General features: G+C 67.7%; 17 protein-coding genes and 1 pseudogene. 5 read left to right on the top strand and 13 right to left on the bottom strand.

Annotated features, from left to right (window positions below; genetic code table 11):
• Nucleotides 1-147: 147 nt before the first annotated feature.
• Nucleotides 148-774, bottom strand: coding sequence for a signal peptidase I (gene lepB / locus ACTJI4_RS13510; RefSeq protein ID WP_392923527.1), 627 nt, complete (start codon nt 772-774; stop codon nt 148-150).
• A gap of 169 nt (nt 775-943) precedes the next feature.
• Here lepB and ACTJI4_RS13505 point away from each other — a divergent pair, with 169 nt between their 5' ends.
• Together ACTJI4_RS13505 and ACTJI4_RS13500 are read left to right on the top strand one after the other, a co-directional pair.
• On the top strand, nt 944-1,348 hold the full coding sequence (locus ACTJI4_RS13505; RefSeq protein WP_440869615.1) for a hypothetical protein: 405 nt from the start codon (nt 944-946) through the stop codon (nt 1,346-1,348).
• A gap of 3 nt (nt 1,349-1,351) precedes the next feature.
• Nucleotides 1,352-1,795, top strand: coding sequence for a 3-dehydroquinate dehydratase (locus tag ACTJI4_RS13500; RefSeq protein ID WP_392923521.1), 444 nt, complete (start codon nt 1,352-1,354; stop codon nt 1,793-1,795).
• 61 nt (nt 1,796-1,856) lie between these two features.
• Here the strand turns inward: ACTJI4_RS13500 and dcp are convergent, their stop codons facing one another.
• The 3 genes from dcp to arfB all read right to left on the bottom strand — a co-directional run bounded on the left by dcp (nt 1,857) and on the right by arfB (nt 5,158).
• Nucleotides 1,857-4,013: a peptidyl-dipeptidase Dcp gene (dcp, locus tag ACTJI4_RS13495; protein ID WP_392923518.1), complete on the bottom strand. Its 2,157-nt coding sequence runs from the start codon at nt 4,011-4,013 to the stop codon at nt 1,857-1,859.
• Between the two features lie 106 nt (nt 4,014-4,119).
• A complete protein-coding gene (locus tag ACTJI4_RS13490) occupies nt 4,120-4,680 on the bottom strand; it encodes a lysophospholipid acyltransferase family protein (protein ID WP_392923618.1) in 561 nt (186 codons plus the stop codon).
• Nucleotides 4,681-4,726: 46 nt separating this feature from the next.
• Nucleotides 4,727-5,158 (bottom strand): alternative ribosome rescue aminoacyl-tRNA hydrolase ArfB, encoded by a 432-nt coding sequence (gene arfB / locus ACTJI4_RS13485; protein ID WP_093535185.1) that lies wholly within the window; start codon nt 5,156-5,158, stop codon nt 4,727-4,729.
• 143 nt (nt 5,159-5,301) lie between these two features.
• Between arfB and ACTJI4_RS13480 the strand changes: the two genes are divergently transcribed.
• Nucleotides 5,302-5,853 (top strand): DUF2059 domain-containing protein, encoded by a 552-nt coding sequence (locus ACTJI4_RS13480; RefSeq protein WP_392923616.1) that lies wholly within the window; start codon nt 5,302-5,304, stop codon nt 5,851-5,853.
• 42 nt (nt 5,854-5,895) lie between these two features.
• On the opposite strand, the gene ACTJI4_RS13475 is transcribed toward ACTJI4_RS13480, so the two are convergent.
• From ACTJI4_RS13475 to ACTJI4_RS13465, 3 genes are read right to left on the bottom strand one after another with little or no spacing between them, the layout of a single operon-like run.
• The gene (locus ACTJI4_RS13475) at nt 5,896-6,618 is read right to left on the bottom strand and encodes a pseudouridine synthase (RefSeq protein WP_440869754.1); all 723 of its coding nucleotides are present in this window, start codon (nt 6,616-6,618) and stop codon (nt 5,896-5,898) included.
• Nucleotides 6,619-6,629: 11 nt separating this feature from the next.
• A complete protein-coding gene (ubiB, locus tag ACTJI4_RS13470; protein ID WP_392923510.1) occupies nt 6,630-8,288 on the bottom strand; it encodes a ubiquinone biosynthesis regulatory protein kinase UbiB in 1,659 nt (552 codons plus the stop codon).
• Nucleotides 8,285-8,926, bottom strand: a complete 642-nt coding sequence (locus ACTJI4_RS13465; protein ID WP_440869614.1) for a ubiquinone biosynthesis accessory factor UbiJ — start codon at nt 8,924-8,926, stop codon at nt 8,285-8,287. The genes ubiB and ACTJI4_RS13465 overlap by 4 nt, the downstream gene beginning before the upstream one ends.
• A 121-nt stretch (nt 8,927-9,047) precedes the next feature.
• Between ACTJI4_RS13465 and ddlA the strand changes: the two are divergent.
• Nucleotides 9,048-10,149 (top strand): annotated as a pseudogene (gene ddlA, locus ACTJI4_RS13460) (D-alanine--D-alanine ligase).
• A gap of 98 nt (nt 10,150-10,247) precedes the next feature.
• Here ddlA and ACTJI4_RS13455 read toward each other — a convergent pair.
• The 3 genes from ACTJI4_RS13455 to oleC all read right to left on the bottom strand — a co-directional run bounded on the left by ACTJI4_RS13455 (nt 10,248) and on the right by oleC (nt 13,127).
• Entirely contained in the window at nt 10,248-10,403 is a 156-nt protein-coding gene (locus ACTJI4_RS13455; protein ID WP_068854496.1) for a DUF1328 domain-containing protein, read from the bottom strand.
• A 61-nt stretch (nt 10,404-10,464) separates the two neighbouring features.
• On the bottom strand, nt 10,465-11,475 hold the full coding sequence (oleD, locus tag ACTJI4_RS13450) for a 2-alkyl-3-oxoalkanoate reductase (RefSeq protein WP_392923505.1): 1,011 nt from the start codon (nt 11,473-11,475) through the stop codon (nt 10,465-10,467).
• Complete coding sequence (gene oleC, locus ACTJI4_RS13445; RefSeq protein ID WP_440869613.1) at nt 11,472-13,127, bottom strand: olefin beta-lactone synthetase; 1,656 nt, start codon at nt 13,125-13,127, stop codon at nt 11,472-11,474. Before oleC ends, oleD begins: the two co-directional genes overlap by 4 nt.
• Nucleotides 13,128-13,229: 102 nt before the next feature.
• Between oleC and ACTJI4_RS13440 the strand changes: the two genes are divergently transcribed.
• Complete coding sequence (locus tag ACTJI4_RS13440; protein ID WP_068848335.1) at nt 13,230-13,607, top strand: YkgJ family cysteine cluster protein; 378 nt, start codon at nt 13,230-13,232, stop codon at nt 13,605-13,607.
• A 142-nt stretch (nt 13,608-13,749) separates the two neighbouring features.
• On the opposite strand, the gene ACTJI4_RS13435 is transcribed toward ACTJI4_RS13440, so the two are convergent.
• The 3 genes from ACTJI4_RS13435 to ACTJI4_RS13425 form a co-directional block, all read right to left on the bottom strand.
• Nucleotides 13,750-14,640, bottom strand: a complete 891-nt coding sequence (locus tag ACTJI4_RS13435) for an alpha/beta fold hydrolase (RefSeq protein ID WP_440869612.1) — start codon at nt 14,638-14,640, stop codon at nt 13,750-13,752.
• An 80-nt stretch (nt 14,641-14,720) separates the two neighbouring features.
• On the bottom strand, nt 14,721-15,737 hold the full coding sequence (locus tag ACTJI4_RS13430; protein WP_282244530.1) for a 3-oxoacyl-ACP synthase III: 1,017 nt from the start codon (nt 15,735-15,737) through the stop codon (nt 14,721-14,723).
• A gap of 113 nt (nt 15,738-15,850) precedes the next feature.
• Nucleotides 15,851-16,168, bottom strand: a complete 318-nt coding sequence (locus ACTJI4_RS13425) for a DUF4156 domain-containing protein (RefSeq protein WP_093535545.1) — start codon at nt 16,166-16,168, stop codon at nt 15,851-15,853.
• Nucleotides 16,169-16,191 lie beyond the last annotated feature (23 nt).

Below are 16,191 nucleotides of genomic sequence, written 5' to 3'. Positions count from 1 at the left end.
ATGGATCAGCGCTCAGGATAGGCAGCAGGTACAGGTCGATCCATAACCTGACGGGTCTGGATTGAGACGTTTTATGTATCAATCAAGGTTTGCGCGAAAGGCGTACCCACCCACGGTGGGCACCTGCCGGATGGATCGCGCCCGCGCTTAGAGCGCCTGCCAGGTAAACCCCTGGCCGCGGCGGTAGTACACGCGCGCTGCCTTGCCATACAGGGCCTTGGCATCGACCAGCCCGAAGTAGCGGCCATCGGCGCTGTTGCCGCGATGGTCGCCCAGCATCAGCACCTTGCCGGCCGGTACGGTCAGGCCGTCGATGTCCGGGCCGCCGCCCTGGCCCAGGTCGAGCTGGGCCAGCGTGCGGCCGAAGTCTTCCACGTCATCGGTGCCCACCTGGCCGAGCGGGTGGCCGTTGATGCTGAGGTGGCCTTCATGCAGGTCCACGCGGTCGCCGCCGACGGCGGCGATGCGCTTGATCAGGCGGGTGCCGTCCTGCGGTGAATCGAACACCGCCACCTCGCCGCGCTGCGGCACGCCGGTATGCAGCAGTTCCACCGAGGTGAACGGCAGGCGCAGGCCGTAAGCGCGCATGTCCACCACCACCCGGTCGCCGGGCATCAGGGTGTGCTGCATGGAGCCGCTGGGCACCTGGTAGTGGTTGGCCAGGCTGTCGCGCGCGGCGGCGAGCAGGCCGAGCATGACCAGCAGCGGCAGGGCTTCCTTCTTCAGCCAGTAGAGCAGGCCTTTGGAGCGGGGTTCGGCAGCAGCTGCGGTCATGGTGGCGGTCCTTGCGGGCGTGAGTGGGGTCTGACCGTTGCGGCGTTCCGGAGTTCCGAAAAAACTACACGTTGTTTACGCGCCCCGGGCATCCGGGTCATCGCCTCTTTATGGCCGGCGCGCGCATCGTGTCGACACCGCGCCCCCGGGCGCTCTGTCGAGGTGTTCCATGACCATCCTGTTGCTCCGGCAGCCGTCGCCGGACCCGCTGCCGGTGCCGGCCCAGCTGGCCGGCCACGCCGTGTACTGCCAGGACTGCGCGACGCTGCCGGCGCTGCTGCAGTGCCTGCGCCAGGCCCGGGAAAGCCAGCCGGCATGGGTGCTGATCGAAGCCGGCGCCGCCGAGCCGGCGCAATGGGCCGCGCATGGCCGCGAACTGTGCGCGGCGCTGGAGGCGTTGCCGGCGCCCTACATCGAGATGGCGGCCAACGATGACGATGGATTGGATGCGCACCTGCACCCGCTGCACGCACCGGTGGCGCGGGTGGTGTGCAGCAGTGGCCGCGAGGATGCGTGCCGGCTGTCGCTGGCGATCGCCGCGCGCCGGTTGCAGACCGTTGCAGGGAGTGCCTGAGCCATGTCCATTTTCATCATTCGTGGCCCGGAGGCGAGCGGGCAGTTGATCCGTACGGCGCAGCCGCTGCCGGCACCGGTGCTCAAGGCGCTGGTGCATCGGGCGATCGATGCGGGCACCACGGTGGCGATCCGTGCGTGTGGGTCGGAGCAGGAGTTGCTGGATGCGCTGCGCGTGGCCGACCACAGCCGCGGCGAGGTGACGCTGCTGGATCCGGGTGCGTGCGTGGGCAGTCCGCGGTTGCAGCGGTTGCTGCCGCATCTGCACAACGTGTACGTGGAGGTGCATGACGATGACGCGGGCGCCCCGGAGGACTGCCTGCCGGCAGACGTGGGCCAGCGCATCGGCGTGGCGCACGGCTACTGCGCGCAGAGTTACATGCATGCATTGGAGATCGCGCTGGATCACCTGGGATGCAGCGAGGTGGGGTGTCGCGTGGGAACGTAACCGGCGTCCAGATACGCGAACGGCGGGGTTTCCCCCGCCGTTCGTTGTTACATCGACCGCATTATTTCAGGCCGCGGTTGACCAGCAGCGGTTCGACCGACGGATCCTTGCCGCGGAATTCGCGGTACAGGTCCGCCAGTTCCACGCTGTTGCCGCGCGAGAGGATCTTGTCGCGGAACACCTGGCCGTTTTCAGCGGTCAGGCCACCGTGTTCCTTGAACCACTCGAACGAGTCGTGGTCCAGCACTTCGGCCCAGAAGTAGGCGTAGTAGCCGGCCGAGTAGCCGCCGCCCCAGATGTGGTCGAAGTAGCTGGTGCGGTAACGCGGCGGCACCTGGGCCAGGTCGACCTTGTACTTCTTCAGCGCGGCCGCTTCAAACGGCGCCACGTCCTGCAGCTTGGCGTCCGCCGGCTGGGTGTGCCAGGCCAGGTCGAGCAGTGCGGCCGACAGGTACTCGGTGGTGGCGTAACCCTGGTTGAAGGTACGCGCCTTGAGGATCTTGTCGACCAGCGCCTGCGGCATCGGCTCGCCGGTCTTGTAGTTCTTGGCGTAGTTGGCGAACACCTTCGGGTCCAGCGCCCAGTGCTCGTTGAACTGCGAGGGGAACTCGACGAAATCGCGCGAAGTGCTGGTGCCGGCGATCGACGGGTACTTCACGTTCGAGAACATGCCGTGCAGCGCATGGCCGAACTCATGGAACATCGTGGTGACATCGTCGAAGCTCAACAGCGCCGGCTGCCCGGCAGCGGGCTTGGTGAAGTTGCAGACGTTGTAGACCACCGGCTTGGTGCCGGTCAGGCCGTTCTGCTCGACGAACACGTCCATCCAGGCGCCGCCGGACTTGCTGTCGCGCTTGAAATAGTCGGTGTAGAACAGCGCCAGCGAGGTGCCGTCCTTGTCGAAGACTTCATACACCTTCATGTCCGGGTGGTAGGTCGGAATGTCGGTGCGCGGCTTGAAGGTGATGCCGTACAGCTGGGTGGCGGCGTAGAAGACGCCGTTCTGCAGCACGTTGTCCAGTTCGAAGTACGGCTTGATCTGCGATTCGTCCAGGTCGTACTGCGCCTTGCGCACCTGTTCGGCGTAGAAGTCCCAGTCCGATGCGGCCAGCTGGAAACCACCCTTCTGCGCGTCGATCACCTTCTGCATCTCGGTGATCTCGCCGCGTGCCTTGCTGGTGGCGGCCGGCACGGTATCGGTCAGCAGCTTGAGCGCGGCCGCCGGGGTCTTGGCCATCTGGTCGGCCAGGCTGTAGGCGGCGTAGTTCTCGAAGCCGAGCAGCTTGGCCTTCTGCGCCCGCAGCTGGGCCAGGCGCTGCACCGTTTCGCGGGTGTCGTTGGCATCGCCGCGCTCAGCGCGGGTTTCCGAGGCCTTGAGCACGGCGGCGCGCTGGTCGCGGTTGCTCAGCGAGGCCAGCACCGGCTGCTGGGTGGTGTTCTGCAGCGGCAGCAGGAACTTGCCTTCCAGGTTGCGCGCCTTGGCATCGGCAGCGGCGGTGTTGATTTCTTCCTCGCTCAGCCCGGCCAGCTTGGCCTTGTCGTCCACCACCACTGCAGCGGCGGCGGTGGCAGCGACCAGACGGGTATGGAACTTGGTGGCCAGCGTGGTTTCTTCCACATTGAGCTTGCGCAGGGCCGCCTTGTCGGCGTCGCTCAGCTGCGCACCGGCGCGGACGAATTCCTGGTAGTCGCGTTCGACCAGGCGGGTCTGCACCGGGTCCAGGCCCAGCGAGGCGCGCTGGTCGTAGATGGTCTTGATGCGCGCGAACAGCTTCGGATCCAGGCTGATTTCGTCCTGGTGTTCGGCCAGCTTCGGGGCGACTTCTTCCTGGATCTTCTGGCGCGCTTCGTTGGTATCGGCCTGGACCAGGCCGAAGAACACGCGCGACACGCGGTCCAGCGTTTCGCCGCTGCGCTCAAGCGCTTCGATGGTGTTGTCGAAGGTGGCCGGTTCGGCGTTGTCGGCGATCCTGCGCACTTCGGCCAGGTGCTGCTTCATGCCTTCATTGAAGGCCGGCAGGTAGTCACTGTCCTTGATGCGGTCGAACGGCGGGGCCTGGAACGGCAGCGTGCTGGCGCTCAACAGGGGGTTGGTGGAGGCGTCGGCCGGTTGCGGCGCGGCGGGGGTCTGGACGTCGGACACGGGGGTGGACTCCTTGCCGGAACAGGCCGCCAGCGCCAGGCTGATGGCGGCGGCCAAGATAACGGTACGCGACATGAAAACGGGCTCCTGGAATGAGGTGAAGCGGCACACGACCGCAGCCGGTCACCCTACTCCCATTGCCCGCGCCCGGCATGTGCCGGACGTGGCGCCTGGCCTTGCTTCAGACGGTGCCGCGGTTCTTGCCCTGCCAAGGGCGGTAGTACGCGCGGATGGCGGCCATGTCGGCCACATCGTCGCCGGTGGAATAGAACAACGGGCCAATGCCGATGGTCTTTTCCGGGTAGTGGAAGTAGCAGGCCAGTACCGGGACGTCAGCCATCCGGGCGATCTTCAGGAAGCCGGCCTTCCAGTGGGTGACCGCCTTGCGGGTGCCTTCGGGGGTAATGGCATACCACAGGCGATCGGAGTTGCGCAGCAGGCTGACCGCCTGCTCCACCGTGCCCTGCGGCGAGCTGCGATCCAGCGGGATCACGCCCAGGGTGCGCAGCAGCGGCGACAGCGGCCACCAGAACAGCGAGGCCTTGCCGAGCACCTTCACCTGCATGCCGAGCGCGATCTTGGCCGCCATGCCCCAGAAGCCGTCCCAGTTGGACGAGTGCGGGGCGACGATGAAGACCAGCTTGGGCACGTCCGGGAAGGTGCCGGTGACTTTCCAGCCGCCCAGGCGCAGCGTGCAGCGCGCCAGCCAGCGCAGGAAACGGTTCGGTTTGACCTGCGGCATGCTGGGCGGCACGGCCGGCAGCAGCGGACGTTGGTTCTTCAAGCAATCACTCCCAATTGCGTGTGGTACGGCCGCGCTTGATCTGCGCGCGACCCTTCTTTTCATCCAGCCGGCGCAGCTTGGACCCATGCGAGGGCTTGGTGGCCACGCGCGGCTTGGGCACGCTGAGGCTGGCCTGGATGAAGGCGGCCAGGCGCTCGCGCGCGTCATCGCGGTTGCGGTCCTGGGTGCGGAAACGCTGGGCATCGATGACCAGCACGCCCTCGCCGGTCATGCGCCGGTCGCGCCGGGCCAGCAGGCGGGTGCGCAGCGGCTCGGGCAGCGAGGGCGAGCCGGCCACGTCGAATCGCAGTTCAACGGCGCTGGAGACCTTGTTCACGTTCTGTCCCCCGGCTCCGCTGGCGCGCACGAAGCGTTCAACGATCTCCGTGTCCGGAATCGCCAGATGCGCGTTGATGGTGACAGGCCCGTTTCCCATGGGCGGCATTGTAAAGGCAGGACACGCCCCTGAGGTGACCGCAATGTTCACCAATACCGCCGATAACGTGCATAAAAGCACGGCTGCTTGACGGTATCGCGGGTATGCTCGGCCTTCCACGCAACGCAGGATGCACCTCCATGATGTCGACCCGTTCGCCGGCCCGCCGTGGCCTGACCCGCCTGGCCCTCACCCTCACGCTAGGCCTGGCCGCCATTGCCCCGGCGCTTGCCGCACCGCCGTCGGATGCGGACATCAACCGCCTGCTGGCCGCCTCGCGCGCGCAGAGCATGCTCGACACCATGCTGCCGCAGATCGAAGCGATGCAGCGCCAGCAGTTCCAGCAGGTCGCCCAGCAGCGCCAGCTGGATGATGCCAAGAAGGCGCAGCTGCAGCGCATCGAACAGCGCACCAACCAGACCATCCGCCAGGCGTTGTCATGGCAGCAGCTGCGGCCGATGTACGTGGATCTCTACAAGAAGACCTTCAGCAAGGAAGACGTGCTGGCCATGGCCGAGTTCTACGAGAGCTCGGCCGGGCAGAGCCTGCTCGACAAGACCCCGGCGCTGATGCAGAACGTGATGGTGGCCATCCAGGACAAGATGCAGCCGCTGTTCGTGGACCTGCAGAAGGACCTGGAGGCGATCGTGAACGAAGAAGCCGCGCCGGCGGCGCCGGCTCCAGCCAGGAAATGATGCGCCATCGGTAGCGCACGACCGTTGGTCGTGTGCCCCCCGCTACCACCCAAAGAGATCCATCGCCTTTCGGAACTCGCCTTCCACCGGCGCGCTGACATCCATCAGCGTGCCGTCCGGATGCGGGAAGCGCAGGCGTTCGGCGTGCAGCAGCATGCGGTGGATGCCCTGCATGCGGAAGCTGCGGTTGTGGCGCCCATCACCATGGCTGGTGTCACCGATCAGGTGGTGTGAGAGGTGCTTGAGGTGCCGGCGGATCTGGCGGAAGCGCCCGGTCTGCGGCTGGCAGCGCAGCAGCGCGTAGCGCGAGGTGGCGAACTCGCCGACCGGCACCGCGATTTCGCCCACGGCCACACGTTGGAAATGGGTGATGGCCTGTTTCTTCACCGGCTTGCCGGGGCCACCATCCAGGTCGTGGTCGACCGTGAACGCTTCTTCGGCCGGCCAGCCCCGGCAGATCGCCAGGTAGTCCTTGATCACGTCTCCAGCCATCAGCGATTTGCCCAGCCCGCTGGCACTTTCGCGATCAAAGGCGAGCAGCAGGCAGCCACTGGTGGCACGGTCCAGGCGGTGGACCAGGAAGATCGGCCTGCCCAGCTGCTCACGCAGGCGGTCGGCCAGGAAATCATCTTCGCCGCGGGCCAGCTTGCTGTCATGGACCATCAGCCCGGCCGGCTTGTTGACCACGGCCAGGCGCTCGTCCACGTGCAGCAGTTGGAGCGGCGGCAGCGCCACCGGCGCCTCGATCATGGCGTCGGCGGACATCTCGATATCGGTCACCGGCGCCACCACGCGCTGGCCAGCGAGAACAGGCCCGCTGCGCCGCTTACCCAGCTCCACACCGGTGCGTCGCCGAAGTACCAGCCGCCCGGCTGCATGCCGTACAGCACGGCCGCTACGATGAGCAGGCCGACGCCGGCGATGGCGGCCACGGCGCGCTTCTGCAGCTTCTGCAGATTCGTGTTGAGCGCCACCAGGTCCTGCGAGCGCATCGACAGCTCATGCCCGCCTTCCACCTGCTGGCGCAGCCAAGCGTGTACCAGGCGCGGCATGTCAGGGGTGTGGGTCATGATTTCCGGCAGGCGCTTGCGCAGTTCCTTGAACACCCGGCGCGGGCTGTAGCGTTCGCGCAGGATGCGTTCCAGCACCGGCCGCGCCACTGCCCAGATATCCAGTTCCGGATCCAGCTGGCGCCCCACGCCTTCGATGTTGAGCAGGGTCTTCTGCAGCAGGATCAGCTGCGGCTGCAGGGTGAGCTCGTAACGCTGGGCCACGCGGAACAGCTTGATCAGCACTTCGGCCAGCGAGATCTGCGACAGCGGGCGGGTGAAGTACGGTTCGCATACCGAACGCGCGGCCGCTTCGAGTTCATCGATGCGCACGTTGTTGGGCATCCAGCCGGCTTCGACATGGAGCTCGGCCATGCGCCGGTAGTCTTTGTTGAAGATGGCCATGAAGTTTTCGGCCAGGTAGTACTGATCTTCTTCGGAGAGCTGGCCCATGATGCCGAAATCCAGCGCGATGAAGCGCGGGTTGTCGCGGCGCGCGGGATCGACATCGACCCAGATGTTGCCGGCATGCGCATCGGCGTGGAAGAAGTTGTCGCGGAATACCTGCGTGTAGAACACGCGCACGCCCTTGGCCGCGAGCGCCTTGCGGTCGATGCCGGCCTTGTCCAGCGCGGCGATGTCGTCCGACGGGATGCCCCACACCCGTTCCAGGGTGAGCGCGCGTTCGGCGGTGTGGCTCCAGATCACCTCGGGCACGTACAGGTCGTCCGAGTCCACCCAGTTACGGCGCAGGACGCTGGCATTGGCGCCTTCGCGCTGCAGGTCCAGCTCGGCGGCGAGGGTGTTTTCGACTTCGGCCACGACTTCGCGCGGGCGGATCTTGTCGGCGCGCGGGTGGGTGCGTTCGACCAGCGCGGCGGCCGACTGGAGCAGCGCGATGTCGGCGTCGATCTGCTTTTCGATATCCGGGCGCAGCACCTTGACCACCACCTGGCGACCATCGGCCAGCGTGGCCGCATGCACCTGGGCGATCGAGGCCGAGGCCAGCGGTTCAAGATCGAAACTGGCGAACGCCTCGCTGACCGGGCGGCCGAGCGCAGCTTCGACGATGCGCTGCGCGGTGGCGCCATCGAACGGCTTGACCCGATCCTGCAGCAGGGTGAGTTCGTTGGCGATGTCGGCCGGGATCAGGTCGCGGCGGGTGGACAGGATCTGCCCGAACTTGACGAAGATCGGGCCGAGGTCCTGAAGCGCCAGGCGCAGGCGCGCGCCACGCGACTGCACCGCGATATCGGCCGAGGCACGCGGCACGAACGGCTTGGCCAGGCGCAGCCAGCCTTCCAGCGGGGTGCCGTCAAGCAGGTCATCCAGGCGGTAGCGCAGCACAACCCGACCAATGCGGCTGGCCCGGAACAGCGCCTTCATGCGCGCACCTGGGCAAGGCGCTGCACGCGGGCGGCGATGCGTTCAACGTCGTCGCGCATCACGTCCACATCGTCATGGAAGGCATCCAGTTCGGCTCGGGCTACCACGTCGCGCGACTCCTCGGTGACAAAATCGGCGGCGCTGTGCGCCAGGTCGGACGCGCCACGGCGCGCATGCTGCAGGGCCGAACGCAGGGCATTGGCGATCTGTACGCCCAGCACTTCGCCGAACACCCGCACGAACGGCTGCTGCCAGTCCGGATCGAAACGGCTGGCCAGCTGCTGCAGGCGGCGCGCCAGTTCGGCGTCGCCCGATACTTTGACCCGCCCGGCCGGGGCATCGCCGCCGCGGCGTGCGTTGGCCAGAAACGGCAGCTGCGCCAGCACCCCACCGAGCGTGCTGCGTACGGCCAGGTCCGGTTCCTGCTGCGGGTCCACCGGGCCCACCGTGAGGCGCTCGCCCTCCACGCCGATCCGCATCGCCAGCGCGGGCGATTCCAGGGTCAGGGCAATGTGGCGGCCATCCAGCGCGACCAGCGCGCGGCGGGTGTCGGGATCCAGCGCCAGGGTGCGGTTGAGCGCGAGCTGCAGCGCATTGCCGACCAGGGGCTTGAGGGAGGAGAGCAGGGAGCGGGGCATGTATGCATTCTACCCGGGCAGCCACGCGGGGCGTGGCTCTACCGGGAGGCACCGATGTGCAGTGCAGTGCCGAGGGTTCATGATGGACGTCCTCACACGCATGACAGGAGCGGCAACAGGCATGGGCAAGATCCGGGTTGGCATCATTTTCGGTGGCCGTTCGGCCGAACACGAGGTCTCGCTGCAGTCGGCGAAAAACATCCTGGACGCGCTGGACAAGGACCGCTTCGAGGTTACCCTGATCGGCATCGACAAGCAGGGCCAGTGGCACGTGAGCGACCCGGACGGGTTCCTGCTGCACGCCGACGACCCGGCGCGAATCGCGCTGAACCGTTCCGGCCAGGGGGTGGCGGTGCTGCCCGGCGCCGAACGCCAGCAGCTGGTGCCGGCCACCCCGGCCGCCGCGCTGGCCCAGATCGACGTGGTATTCCCGATCGTGCACGGCACGCTGGGCGAGGATGGCTCGCTGCAGGGGCTGCTGCGCATGGCCAACTTGCCCTTCGTGGGCTCGGGCGTACTGGGCTCGGCGGTGGCGATGGACAAGGACGTGGCCAAGCGCCTGCTGCGCGATGCCGGGCTGGCCGTGGCCCCGTTCGCCTGCTTCACCCGGAGCTCCGCAGGCGCGGCCGATTACGCCGCGCTGACCGCGCAACTGGGCAGCCCGCTGTTCGTCAAACCCGCCAACCAGGGCTCGTCGGTGGGCGTGAGCAAGGTGCGCACGGCGCAGGAATTCCAGACCGCGCTGGCATTGGCGCTGGACTACGACCACAAGGCACTGGTGGAAGCGGCCATCGACGGCCGCGAGATCGAGTGCGCGGTGCTGGGCACGCCTCGCCCGAGGCGAGCGTGTGCGGCGAGGTGGTGGTGCACGACGAGTTCTATTCGTACGACACCAAGTACATCAGTGAAAACGGCGCCGACGTGGTGGTGCCGGCCAGCATCAGTGCGGCAGACCAACAGCGCATCCGCGAGATCGCGGTGTGCGCCTACCAGACGTTGGACTGCGCCGGGCTGGCGCGGGTGGATGTGTTCCTCACCCGCAGTGGCGAGGTGGTCATCAACGAGATCAACACCTGGCCGTCTTCACCCCTATCAGCATGTATCCCAAGCTGTGGGCGGCCAGCGGTCTGGATTACACCGCGCTGATCACGCGGCTGCTGGAGCTGGCGCTGGAACGGCACGCCAGCGAGCGCGCGCTGCGCAGTTCGATCACAGACGCCTGATGCAACGACGGCCCGGCGCTCTTGCGAGCGCCGGGCCGTCGGAGACTGCGCTGGATCCGGCGTGCCCGGAGAGAGGGGGCGCGCAGGACCCTGCGCTACTACCCTCGCTTACGGAACATCGAAATGATCGCCAGGATCAGGAACACCACAAACAGGATCCAGGCAATGTTGCTGGCAGCGCCGGCGATGCCGGAGAAGCCGAGCACCGCCGCAATGATGGCGATGACAAAAAAGATTACGGCGTAGTGCAGCATGTCGATCCTCGCGTCGTGCGTGCCGGATTGGCGTGCTGCCATCTTCACCAACCCCCGGTGTTCAGGAAGTGATGGATTCCTCGCCGCGCGATGAAGCCTTCAGCCTCGTGAGTCCTTCGTCAATGCTGACCTGCGGCACGTAGCCGAAGTCGCGTCGCGCCGGCTCCATGCTGTACCAGTGCGGCGTGCAGAGCTGCTCGGCGAGGAACCGGGTCATCGGCGGTTCGCCGCGCAGGCGCAGCAGCGGCCACAGCCGTTCGGCCACCGCGCCGATGCGGTAAGCGGTCTTGAAGCTGATCGACTTCTCCACCGGCGGCGCGCCGACGGCGGCCATCAGTTTGTTGAGCAGTTCGCGCATCGGCAGCGGTTCGCCGTTGGAGATGAAGTACGCCTTGCCGGCGCACGCTGCGCCCGGGGCCAGGTGTTCGAAGGCCAGGAAGTGCGCCAGCGCGGCGTTGTCGATGTAGGTGGTATCGACCAGGTTGGTGCCATCGCCGACGAAGCGCAGGCGGCCGGCGCGCGCGCGCTCGGCCAGGCGCGGCACCAGCTGCTGGTCGCCCGGGCCCCAGATCAGGCGCGGGCGCAGTGCGACGGTGGCCAGGGTGGCGTCGTTGGCGGCCAGCACGCGTTGCTCGGCGAGGGTCTTGGTGGCTGCGTACGGGGCCTGGAAGTTCTCACCGTAGGGCACCTCGTGGGCGCCCAGCCCTTCCACCGGATGGGTGGCGCGGTGGGTGACGCTGGGCGTGGAGGTGTACACCAGCGTGCGCACGCCGTTGCTGCGGCAGGCGGCAATGACGTTGTCGGTGCCGACCACGTTGGCCAGGTGGTAGCTCTCGTAGCTGCCCCACGCGCCGGCCTTGGCGCCGTTGTGGAACACCGCATCCACCCCGGCCACCGCGTGGCGCACGGCGTCGGCGTCGGCCAGGTCGCCGCGGATCTGGCCCACGCCCAGCGCAGCCAGTGGCGGGTAGTCGCCGCGGTTGAAACTGAGGACCTCATGGCCGCGTGCGACCAGGCCACGGCACAGCGCCTGGCCGAGGAAACCACCACCACCGGTGACAAGGATCTTCATGCGGGTTGTTCCATTCGGGTTGCCGCCCAGAGCGCGAGCTTCTCGCGGCCGATCTTGGCGTTGTGGCGGATATCGACCGGGAAGCCGGGGTGCAGCAGGAAGCGTTCGATGCGCAGCGTGCCGGCATGTGCGGCGGCTTCATCGCGCAGCCGCTGATGCAGGGCCGGTGAATCGGCGGTGCCCGGCTGCAGTTCATAGCAGAGCACCGGCAGCTGCCTGCCAACAGGGCCCACGCCGACCAGGGCGGTGCGGGCGATGCCGTCGAGTGCGTTGAACACCGGTTCCACCTGTTCGGTGTACAGCGGGCCGTGCGCGGTTTCCAGGCGCTGGGTCTTGCGCCCGCAGAACCACAGCCGGCCGTCTGCATCGAAGTAGCCGACATCGCCCATGCGGTGCACCACGCGGGTGCTGCCGTCGGCGCGCGTTTCGGTGATCTTGGCCGCGGCGGTGGCCTGCGGGCGATTGAAGTAGCTGTCGGTGGCGGTCGGGCCGGCCACGGTGATTTCACCGACCACGCCCTGCGCGACTTCGCGCGCCTTCGACCAGTGCGGCAGCGGGGCATCGTCGATGGCGATGATGCGCACTTCGTTGGGCGCCACCACGCGGCCCACGCAGGTTCCGGCGCCGGCTTCGGTGGCCTGGCGGGTGCTTTCCAGTTCGCGGCCTTCGATCACCGCCACCGGCAGACACTCGGTGGCGCCATAGGGGGTCCAGAACTGGGCGTCGTCGGGCAGCAGGCGGCGGATGCGGGCCACCACGTCCGGCGGCACCGGCGCGCCGGCCGAGGTCACCCGGCGCACGCCCGGCAGCGGCTGGCCATGGTCGGCCAGCACCCGCATCAGCGCGGGCGAGCCGAACAGCTGGGTCACGCCGAAGCGGGCGATGGCATCGTGCAGCCTGCGCGGGTCGGCCTTGGCCGGGCGGGTCGGGTCCATGTCCGGAATGACCGAGGTCAGTCCCAGCGCCGGGTCGAACAGCGCGAACGGCGGGAAGGTGGGCAGGTCGACCCCGCCGGCTTCCATGCCGAAGGCCGAGCGCAGCAGGTCCACCTGGCCGACGAAATGGCGGTGGCGGTAGACCACGCCCTTGGGCACGCCGGTCGAGCCGCTGGTGAACAGGATGGCGGCGACATCCTCGCCGTCGGTGGCGGCCATCGGCTGCGGCTGGCGCGCGCCCTGCGCTTCCAGCTGGTCCAGGGTGGTGCCACCCCAGCCCCAACGGCGGCCGACCGTGACCAGGCGCGTGGCGGCCGGGCACCAGCGCAGCACCAGCCGCGCCACGTGGGCCAGGCCGATGCCGATGAAGGCGTCCGGCTGGGCCTCGTCCAGGCACTGCTTCAGCGCGCGCTTGTCGATGCCCGGGTCGACCAGCACCGGCACCGCGCCGTTCTTGAACAGCGCAAACATCAGCAGGAAGAACTCCGGCGAGGGCCGCACCATCACTGCCGCACGCACGCCGCGGCCGATGCCATAGGCGGCCAGACCGGCGGCCATCGCGTCGCTGCGGGCGTCCAGGGTGCGGTAATCGAGGGTCACGTCATAGCGCGCCATCCCCCCGGGGCCGGGCCGGCCGGGGCAGCGGATGGCGATCTGGTCGGGGCGTTCGCGGGCCAGTTCGGGCAGGCGCGCGGCGATGTTGATCGGGCTGTTCATCCGTTCATTGTCGCCGCTGCAGAAAATTCTTGCGCGGCGGCCGCAGGCGTGGAAAATTCGCGCCTCGCCTTTCCATCCCCTGCCGCCCGAGGCGGCCCGCCCATGTCCCATCCCTGCATGACGTGCGGCGCCTGCTGCACCCAGTACCGCGTGGCCTTTCACTGGATGGAATCGGACGAGGTCACCCCCGGCGGCGTGCCGCATCAACTGACCGAACCGCTCGACCCGCATCGCCTGTGCATGCGCGGCACCCATTCCAAGCCGGTGCGCTGCGTGGCGCTGGATGCGGAGATCGGGGTGTATTCACGCTGCAGCATCCACCCCAACCGCCCCAGCGTGTGCCGCGAGGTGGATGCGTCGTGGGAGTTCGGCAAGGCCAGCCCTCAGTGCGACAAGGCGCGGGCGATCCATGGGCTGCCGGCGTTGAGCCTGGAGAGCTGGGCCTGGCGGGATGGCGCGGACCACCCCGACGCGGCGTGACCGGTGCGCGTGACGACCAACGGTATGCCCGCCTGCGGCGGGCACCCTTCGGGCCGTCGACGAGCGACGTTGGCAACGGCGTTGCCGCTGCCTGCGTCACCTACCGCCTCGGGGTAGGTACCGACCGTTGGTCGGTACTCCGTTAAATCGGGTTCTGGTCCAGGAAAGCTCGGATTTCAGGCACCAGGACTTCGTGCTTGTCTTCCAGCACGTAGTGCCCGGCATCCTCGAACGCGTGCACCTGCGCCTGCGGCAGCGCCGCCTGGAAGCCTGCCAGGAAGTGGTGGTCGAACACGAAATCGCGCAGGCCCCAGCCGATGAAGGCCGGGCGGTCGGCGAACGACGGCAGCGCCTTGCCGGCGCGGTCCAGCAGCGACCAGGCCTTGTCGGCCGGGCTCAGCGGAATGTCCTGCATGAAGCGGATGGTGCTGATCCGGTTGGCGTAGCTGTTGTACGGCGACACGTAGGCGCGGCGCACGTCGGCCGGCATCTTCCGCTCCACGCCCAGCCACGAGGCACCGGACGAGAACGCGTTGAAGGTGCGGATGATCCACTCGCCGATCTTCCAGTGCCGACCCAGTGCGATCTGCCACGGCATCTGCTTGGCCGCCGGCATCGGGAACGCGGCGGTGTTGAGTACCACCAGGCGCTTGACCTGGTCATGGTGCGACAGCGCCCAGCCAAAGCCGATCATGCCGCCCCAGTCGTGCACGGCCAGGGTGACCGGGCCGGTGATGCCCAGGTGCGCCAGCAGCGCGTCCAGGTCGTCCACGCGCGACTGCAGGGTGTATTCGTAGTGCGCGTCATCGGGCTTGTCCGACAGGCCCATGCCGATGTGGTCGGGCACGATGCAGCGGTAGCGGTCCGACAGCCCGGCCACCAGCGTGCGCCAGTAATAGCTCCACGAGGGGTTGCCGTGGACCATCACCACCACCTCGCCGTCGCGCGGGCCTTCGTCGAGGTAGCCCATGGTCAGGCCGGGGCGGACCTCGAAGCGCTGGGGATGGGCGGGGTAACCGGGAAGCTTGGGCATGGAAGCGCACCTGTGAAAAGGGCCGGTAGAACCGGCCCTCGAGTATGGGAAGAACCGCGCAGCGGCGCGGAAGTGGCCGCTTACCAGACCACTTCGGCCATCGAGCAGTTCAGGCCCGAACCGATGCCGAGCAGCGCGATGCGGTCGCCCTTCTTCAGGCGGCCCAGCTCCTTGAGCTTGCTCAGCACGATCGGCACCGAGGCCGGGCCGATGTTGCCGTGCTCACCGAAGATGGTCATCACCTTCTTCGGGTCGATCCCGAAGTTCTTGATGAAGGCAGCGGTGTGCGGCTGGCTGACCTGGTGGATGACGAACTGGTCCAGTTCCTCCACCGCCCAGCCCAGTGCTTCGCGGGCGGCCAGGAAGGTCTTCTGGGCCAGCTTGATGCCTTCGATCAGCAGCATGCGGGTGTCGGTGACCATGCGGTCCAGGTTGCCGCGGCACAGCTGGTTCCACTCGGTGGCCGAGCGGGTCACGCCACCGCGGTAACGCGGCGCGTCGGGCACCAGTTCGGTGCGCGCCATGACCATGGCGGCAGCGCCGCAGCCCAGGGTCAGGGCGGCCATCTCGTTACGGAAGTCGTCGGCGGTCACGCCCGGCAGGGCCATGCGCTCGAGGGTCTTCTCGTAGACGAGGTTGGCGGTCTCGCCATCGACGATCAGCGCATAGTCGATCTCGCCGCGTTCAAGCATGCGGGCGGCGATGTCCATGCCGTTGATGAAGGCCAGGCAGGCATTGGCGACATCGAAGGTCATGCACTGGTCGCTGACGCCCAGGTTGCCCGAGACGATGCTGGCCGTGGACGGCTCCAGGTAGTCGCGGCTGACCGACGTGTTGACCAGCAGGCCGATCTTGTCGGCGCCGATGCCGGCGTCGTCCAGCGCCTTGCGCGCAGCAAGGGTGGCGGCGTCGGAGGCGAGCATGTCCGCGTCCCACAGGCGGCGGGCGTGGATGCCGGCGATATCGCCCAGCACGTCGGTACGGATACCCAGGCGATCCAGCGTCGGCTGCAGACGTTCGTTGATTTCCTTGGACGTCAGCGTGTGCGGCGCGTCGATGTGCGCCAGGCCGGCGATCGATACATTCTTGAAGAGCATCAGTTAGCGCCAAGGCTCAGGCAAAGGGGGCGCTATTGTAAGCCCCCTGCGCCTTCACCGCACCTTTACGAATTCACGTCCGGGCGTATGGTTGCGGCCCGGACCTGACGGGTTCAGCGTGGCGGGCACTGGAAGGCAGCAAAGCGCTGGCTGCCATCCGCCGGCAGGCCGGAGGCCTGGACCGCGTTGGCACCGGCACTGGGGGCCTCATTGCGGGCCAGGGTTTCCAGTTCTTCCTGCACCCGCAACGGGTTGCGGTTATAGAAGCCGACCTTGTCCTTCACGGTGACCACCACCTCTCCCTTGGTTACGCAGCCTGTGGGAACCGGGCCGGACGGCAGCACGCGGACGGTCTTGCCCACCGGTTCGATCGGCACCCAGGTGCAGGCAGTGGCACTGAGGGTCAGAACGGAAAGCAGCAGAAGGCGCATGGCGGGGAGGCTCGTGAAGGTCG

This window comes from Stenotrophomonas sp. 22385 (assembly GCF_052045085.1).
Lineage (GTDB): Bacteria > Pseudomonadota > Gammaproteobacteria > Xanthomonadales > Xanthomonadaceae > Stenotrophomonas.
The sequence above is the reverse complement of the archived record's forward strand: the minus strand, read 5'-3'. Positions and strand labels throughout refer to the sequence as shown.

Excerpts from the sequence above, each read along its gene's own strand:
- lepB (WP_392923527.1), bottom strand. The coding sequence starts at position 774 with ATGACCGCAGCTGCTGCCGAACCCCGCTCCAAAGGCCTGCTCTACTGG.
- ACTJI4_RS13505 (WP_440869615.1), top strand. The coding sequence starts at position 944 with ATGACCATCCTGTTGCTCCGGCAGCCGTCGCCGGACCCGCTGCCGGTG.
- ACTJI4_RS13500 (WP_392923521.1), top strand. The coding sequence starts at position 1,352 with ATGTCCATTTTCATCATTCGTGGCCCGGAGGCGAGCGGGCAGTTGATC.
- dcp (WP_392923518.1), bottom strand. The coding sequence starts at position 4,013 with ATGTCGCGTACCGTTATCTTGGCCGCCGCCATCAGCCTGGCGCTGGCG.
- ACTJI4_RS13490 (WP_392923618.1), bottom strand. The coding sequence starts at position 4,680 with ATGCCGCAGGTCAAACCGAACCGTTTCCTGCGCTGGCTGGCGCGCTGC.
- arfB (WP_093535185.1), bottom strand. The coding sequence starts at position 5,158 with ATGGGAAACGGGCCTGTCACCATCAACGCGCATCTGGCGATTCCGGAC.
- ACTJI4_RS13480 (WP_392923616.1), top strand. The coding sequence starts at position 5,302 with ATGTCGACCCGTTCGCCGGCCCGCCGTGGCCTGACCCGCCTGGCCCTC.
- ACTJI4_RS13475 (WP_440869754.1), bottom strand. The coding sequence starts at position 6,618 with ATGTCCGCCGACGCCATGATCGAGGCGCCGGTGGCGCTGCCGCCGCTC.
- ubiB (WP_392923510.1), bottom strand. The coding sequence starts at position 8,288 with ATGAAGGCGCTGTTCCGGGCCAGCCGCATTGGTCGGGTTGTGCTGCGC.
- ACTJI4_RS13465 (WP_440869614.1), bottom strand. The coding sequence starts at position 8,926 with ATGCCCCGCTCCCTGCTCTCCTCCCTCAAGCCCCTGGTCGGCAATGCG.
- ACTJI4_RS13455 (WP_068854496.1), bottom strand. The coding sequence starts at position 10,403 with ATGCTGCACTACGCCGTAATCTTTTTTGTCATCGCCATCATTGCGGCG.
- oleD (WP_392923505.1), bottom strand. The coding sequence starts at position 11,475 with ATGAAGATCCTTGTCACCGGTGGTGGTGGTTTCCTCGGCCAGGCGCTG.
- oleC (WP_440869613.1), bottom strand. The coding sequence starts at position 13,127 with ATGAACAGCCCGATCAACATCGCCGCGCGCCTGCCCGAACTGGCCCGC.
- ACTJI4_RS13440 (WP_068848335.1), top strand. The coding sequence starts at position 13,230 with ATGTCCCATCCCTGCATGACGTGCGGCGCCTGCTGCACCCAGTACCGC.
- ACTJI4_RS13435 (WP_440869612.1), bottom strand. The coding sequence starts at position 14,640 with ATGCCCAAGCTTCCCGGTTACCCCGCCCATCCCCAGCGCTTCGAGGTC.
- ACTJI4_RS13430 (WP_282244530.1), bottom strand. The coding sequence starts at position 15,737 with ATGCTCTTCAAGAATGTATCGATCGCCGGCCTGGCGCACATCGACGCG.
- ACTJI4_RS13425 (WP_093535545.1), bottom strand. The coding sequence starts at position 16,168 with ATGCGCCTTCTGCTGCTTTCCGTTCTGACCCTCAGTGCCACTGCCTGC.